The sequence below is a fragment of the uncultured Methylobacterium sp. genome, from assembly GCF_964251405.1.
Lineage (GTDB): Bacteria > Pseudomonadota > Alphaproteobacteria > Rhizobiales > Beijerinckiaceae > Methylobacterium.
Genome location: NZ_CAXUJR010000075.1, coordinates 1 through 5,297 on the forward strand (window position 1 = coordinate 1; position 5,297 = coordinate 5,297).

Annotated in this window: 5 protein-coding genes and 1 tRNA gene; 2 read left to right on the top strand and 4 right to left on the bottom strand. The window is 70.6% G+C overall.

Annotated features, from left to right (window positions below; translation table 11 throughout):
- Positions 1-7: 7 nt before the first annotated feature.
- Both ACFE7U_RS13365 and leuC read right to left on the bottom strand, forming a co-directional pair.
- A tRNA-Leu gene (locus ACFE7U_RS13365) sits at positions 8-92 on the bottom strand.
- 81 nt (positions 93-173) lie between these two features.
- On the bottom strand, positions 174-1,586 hold the full coding sequence (gene leuC, locus ACFE7U_RS13370; RefSeq protein ID WP_375410214.1) for a 3-isopropylmalate dehydratase large subunit: 1,413 nt from the start codon (positions 1,584-1,586) through the stop codon (positions 174-176).
- 248 nt (positions 1,587-1,834) lie between these two features.
- Here leuC and ACFE7U_RS13375 point away from each other — a divergent pair, with 248 nt between their 5' ends.
- Together ACFE7U_RS13375 and ACFE7U_RS13380 are read left to right on the top strand one after the other, a co-directional pair.
- Entirely contained in the window at positions 1,835-2,803 is a 969-nt protein-coding gene (locus tag ACFE7U_RS13375) for a 2-hydroxyacid dehydrogenase (RefSeq protein ID WP_375410231.1), read from the top strand.
- Positions 2,800-3,630 carry an AprI/Inh family metalloprotease inhibitor gene (locus ACFE7U_RS13380; protein ID WP_375410215.1) on the top strand — a complete coding sequence of 277 codons (831 nt, stop codon included), beginning with the start codon at positions 2,800-2,802 and terminating at the stop codon, positions 3,628-3,630. The genes ACFE7U_RS13375 and ACFE7U_RS13380 overlap by 4 nt, the downstream gene beginning before the upstream one ends.
- Positions 3,631-3,633: 3 nt before the next feature.
- On the opposite strand, the gene ACFE7U_RS13385 is transcribed toward ACFE7U_RS13380, so the two are convergent.
- A complete protein-coding gene (locus ACFE7U_RS13385) occupies positions 3,634-4,380 on the bottom strand; it encodes a TetR/AcrR family transcriptional regulator (RefSeq protein ID WP_375410216.1) in 747 nt (248 codons plus the stop codon).
- A 79-nt stretch (positions 4,381-4,459) separates the two neighbouring features.
- Positions 4,460-5,263: a pyrroline-5-carboxylate reductase gene (gene proC / locus ACFE7U_RS13390; protein WP_375410232.1), complete on the bottom strand. Its 804-nt coding sequence runs from the start codon at positions 5,261-5,263 to the stop codon at positions 4,460-4,462.
- Positions 5,264-5,297: the final 34 nt, after the last annotated feature.

Below are 5,297 nucleotides of genomic sequence, written 5' to 3' on the forward strand. Positions count from 1 at the left end.
CGGCTGATGGTGCCCAGGAAAGGACTCGAACCTTCACCTCTTGCAAGACTGGTACCTGAAACCAGCGCGTCTACCAATTCCGCCACCTGGGCCCGTGGGCCGCGTTGCGGCCGACGTCGTGGGTCGTTTAGGCGGGCCGGCCCACGACGTCAATCGGATTTCGCGGCGGCCGGTCAGCCGTGGTCCCAGTCGCGGATGTCGACGAAGCGGCCGGCCACGGCGGCGGCGGCGGCCATGGCCGGGGAGACGAGGTGGGTACGGCCGCGATGACCCTGGCGGCCTTCGAAGTTGCGGTTCGAGGTCGAGGCGCAGCGCTCAAACGGGCTTAGGCGGTCGGCGTTCATACCGAGGCACATCGAACAGCCGGGCTCGCGCCAATCGAAGCCGGCCGCGATCAGGATCCGGTCGAGACCCTCGGCCTCGGCTTGAGCTTTCACGAGGCCGGAGCCCGGCACCACCATGGCCGAGACGTTCGCGTGGACCTTGCGGCCCTCCACGACCTTGGCGACTGCGCGCAAATCCTCGATGCGGCCATTCGTGCAAGAGCCGATGAAGACCCGGTCGAGGCTGATGTCGGTGATCCGGGTGCCCGGCTCCAGGCCCATATAGGCCAGGGCCTTCTCCTTCGACTGGCGCTTGTTCTCGTCGGCGATCGCGGCCGGGTCGGGCACCGATCCGGAGATCGAGACCACGTCCTCGGGGCTCGTGCCCCAGCTCACGACCGGCGGCAGGTTGGCGGCGTCGAGGCGGACCTCACGGTCGAAATGGGCGCCCTCGTCGGTGACGAGGCTCTCCCAATAAGCGCGCGCGCGCTCGAACATCTCGCCCTGCGGCGCCTTCGGCCGACCCTTGACGTAGTCGTAGGTGGTGGCGTCCGGCGCCACGAGGCCGGCGCGGGCGCCGCCCTCGATCGACATGTTGCAGATCGTCATCCGGCCCTCCATCGAGAGGGCGCGGATTGCCTCGCCGGCATATTCGATGACGTAGCCGGTGCCGCCGGCCGTGCCGATCTCGCCGATGATCGCCAGGATGATGTCCTTGGCGGTCACGCCGGCCGGCAGTGTGCCGTCGACCGTGACGCGCATGTTCCGAGCCTTGCGCTGCAGCAGGGTCTGGGTGGCGAGCACGTGCTCGACCTCCGACGTGCCGATGCCGTGCGCCAGCGCCCCGAAGGCGCCGTGCGTCGAGGTGTGGCTGTCGCCGCACACGATGGTCTGGCCCGGCAGGGTGAAGCCCTGCTCCGGGCCGATGACGTGGACGATGCCCTGGCGGCGATCGAGGGCATCGTAGAACTCGATCCCGAAATCGCGCACGTTCTCGGCCAGCGCCTCGAGCTGGATGCGGCTCTCGGGATCCTCGATGCCGAAGCTGCGGTCCGAGGTCTGGACGTTGTGGTCGACGACGGCCAACGTCTTCTCCGGATGGCGCACCCGGCGGCCGGCCACGCGCAGGCCCTCGAAGGCCTGCGGGCTCGTGACCTCGTGGACGAGGTGGCGGTCGATGTAGAGGAGGCTCGTGCCATCGGGCTCCACATCGACGACGTGGTCGTCCCAGATCTTATCGTAGAGGGTGCGCGGGGCCGTCATGATCGCGGTCGAGCTTTCTGCATTTCGGGAAAGGGTTAGCCCTTGTAGTAGTCATTCCGCCGCCGTTTCGGAAGTGGCCGCACGGTTGCATCGGGGCGATGGCTGGCCCGACATTCCGCGGTTTCGAGGTGGCGATCCCGATGCTCCATGATCTTGTTTTTGCACCGGCTTCTGCCGAACATCGGGTCCCGCTGTTCGGGCCGATGCTGTAGATCCGCAACGACACCCCTCCGAGTGTGCCAGTGACCGTGCCGCCTCCCGTCGATCTCCTGCTTCTCAAGGCGATGCAGCCGAGCGTCATGGACGCGCTGGCCCGCGCCTTCACGGTTCACCGCCTCGACCAGGTCCGCGACCGAGAGGCGTTCCTCGACGAAGCCGGCCCGCGGATCCGCGGGCTCGCGGTCGGCGCGCAGGCTCCCGTCGACGAGGCGCTGCTGGCGCGCCTACCCGGGCTTGAGATCGTCGCGAGCCTCGGCGTCGGCTACGACACCGTCGACGTTCGCGCAGCCGCCGCCCGCGGGGTCGTGGTGACCCATACGCCCGACGTCCTCAACGAGGAGGTCGCCGACCTCACCCTCGGCCTGCTCCTCGCCACGGTCCGGCAGATCCCCCAGGCCGACCGCTACCTGCGATCGGGGCGCTGGTCCGAGCGCTCGTTCCCCCTGACCACCACCCTGCGCGGGCGACGGGTCGGCATCCTCGGTCTCGGGCGGATCGGCCACGCCGTCGCGCGGCGGCTCGACGGGTTCGGCGTCGCGATCGCCTATCACGGCCGCCATGCGCAGGAGGGTGTCGGATACGAGTACCATCCGACTCTGCTCGGGCTCGCCCAGGCCGTCGACGTCCTCATCGTGGTGGCGCCGGGAGGCCCCGGGACGAAGGGGCTCGTCGATGCCGCGATCCTCGCCGCGCTCGGTCCCGACGGAATCCTCGTCAACGTCGCCCGCGGCAGCGTGGTCGACGAAGCGGCGCTGATCGCCGCGTTGAAGGAAGGGACGATCCGTAGCGCCGGCCTCGACGTCTTCGCCGGGGAGCCGCACGTGCCGGCCGAACTTGTCGCCCTCGATCAGGTCGTGCTGCTGCCGCATGTGGGTTCGGGCACCGACCAGACCCGCGCGGCGATGGGCCAGCTCGTCATCGACAACCTCGTCTCCTGGTTCGGGGGGCACGGCCCGCTGACGCCGGTGCCCGAAACGCCCTGGAGGGGTGCGCGATGAGATCCGACTGGTGCGTCGCCGCGGCCCTGACGGCCGCGCTGCTGTCGTCGCTGGAAGCACAGGCACAGGATGCCCCGGCGGACCCTTCGGCTTTCGTCCCGAGCCTGCCCCAGACCCTGGCTGGCGTCCCTGGAACCTGGGACCTGTCCAGGGACGGGAGTACGCGCCGTTGCGTCCTGACCCTGTCGTCCGCCAGCGGCGAGGCCGGGCGCAAGCTCTCGTTTCCGGCGGGCTGCCGGCGCGCGCTGCCGGTGCTCAGCGGCATCTCCGGGTGGCTGTTCACCGAGGACGCGGTCCGGCTCGTCGACAAGGACGTCCGCCCGATCCTCGCCTTCAAGCGCCGTGCGGATGGGCGCAGCTACGGCGCCGGCCTCGATACGGGCGAGAGCTACAGCCTCGTTCCCCTCCAGATCGCCGCGACGGGAGCCGCCGAAGCTGCGCCGAACCCGTCCGGCCCTGCATTCTCAGGTCCCCGCGATCCGCTGGCGAGACCCGCCGACGACCAATCGGGACTCGCGTCAGCGACGGAATCCTTGTCGGGCCTCTATGCCCTCGACAGGTTCATGGACCGGGATGTCTGCCGCGTCGAGCTGCAGCCGGGGGAGACGGCCAAACCGGGCCCCGTGCGAATCCTGGAGGGCTGTCGTGACAGCGGCATTGCCGTCTTCGACCCGGTGCTGTGGCAGGCCGCCGGGGGCCGCATGACCCTCAGGGCGAAGCGAGGCCACGCCGTCGAGCTCGTCCCGACCGGTGACGGGCGGTGGCGCCGCGACCCCGAAGTCGGGACGACCTTCGTGCTGCGGCGGATCGAGGGTGGACGGCCCTGAACGTCAGATCACGGCGGCAGGATCGCCGTCGGTCTCGTCGCGCGTCGCCGATGACCGACGGGGCCGGCGGTCGAGGAGCGAGCGTCCGATCGCCCGGAGGGGCGCTGTGAGGCGCCGGGCATCCTCGGCCCGCTCCATCAGCCGCTCGCCGTTGCGGATCTCCTTGTCGAGCCGCGCCATGGTGCGGGCAAGGGCGGGATCCTCGTCGTCGAGCCAGGTCTCGACGGTCCGGGCGAAGGCGATGACGACACCCTGGAGCTTGAGGCGCCCGAGCGGCCCCTCGGTGTTGATCCCGGCGGCCGCCAGCATGAACCGGTGCGAATTGAGCGCGACGCCGTTCAGCGCCAGCATCGAGAGCGGATCGCCGCGCAACGCGTAGGCGATGCGGCGCAGAGCCGTCTTGTAGGGCGCCATCGCATCGAGGCGGCGCATCAGCACGTCGAACAGACGCTCGCGGGTGGGTTCTTCGGCGAGATCGGTGGTGTCGCCGTCGAGGACCTTGCGGTCGAGCATCCGGGCAAGGCCGCCGAGCACGGCCCCCTTCGACGGAAACAGGTCGCGGAACTCGGCGAGGCTGAGGCCCGCCTCGCGGGCGATGTCGCCGATCTCGATGTCGTTCCAGGGCTGCTCGGCGGCCAGGCGCATCAGCGCCTCGACTGCGGCTTCGCGCGGCGGGATCTTCGGCCCCGTCGCGGGCTTGGCGGCCGCGATGACCGGGGTGCCTTGCGGCGTCGAGGCTTCGTTGTCCATGGCTGTCCGATCCTCTTCCATGCTCCCTATCTAAGGCGGAAGATCGGTTCCCGTTAGGGCCTGCGACCGGCCAACGCCGTCAGCCGGACAACTCACCCGCCCGGCGCGCGGCAGCGGCAACGGCTTCGCGCATCAGCTTGGCCAAACCGTCCTCTCGCATCAGCACCGCCAGCGCCTCGGCGGTCGTGCCGCCCGGCGAGGTCACGTCCCGGCGCAGGCGCGCGGCCTCTCGCGGGTCGCCGTCGAGGAGAGCGCCTGCACCCGTCACGGTGGCGCGAGCGAGACGGTCGGCCATGTCCCGCGGCAGGCCGGCCGCGCATCCCGCCTCCGCCAGCGCTTCCACGAGATGAAAGACATAGGCTGGGCCTGAACCCGAGACGGCGGTGAGCGCATCGATCAGCACCTCCTGGTCCAGCCACTCGACAAGGCCGACGCAGGCGAGAAGCGCATCGGCCTGCGCCCGCTGCCGGGGCGACACCCCGGCGCTCGCCACCGCACCGGTAACGCCGCGCCCGATGCTGGCGGGGAGGTTGGGCATCGCGCGCACCACGGCGGTCGTGGGCAACCGCGCCGCGATGTCGGCGATGGTTTTTCCTGCGAGGATCGAGAGCACGAGAGTGCCCGGACCGACGACCGGCGCCAATGCCGGCGCCGCATCGGCGAGCCCCTGAGGCTTCACGGCGAGGACGAGGACGTCGGCCGGTTCCAGGTTCGGCGGATTCAGGGCGACGCCGTGCTGGGCACACACGGCCTTCGTCTCGGGCGAGGGCGAGGGATCGATCACCGTCGTCCCGGCGGGGTCCAGGCCGGCGCGCAGCCAGCCCGACAGCATCGCTCCGCCCATCTTGCCGGCCCCGACGAGGGTCAGCGAGGAGGGCAGCATCGTCGCGCGCTCCGCGGCGGTCACGAGGCGGTCA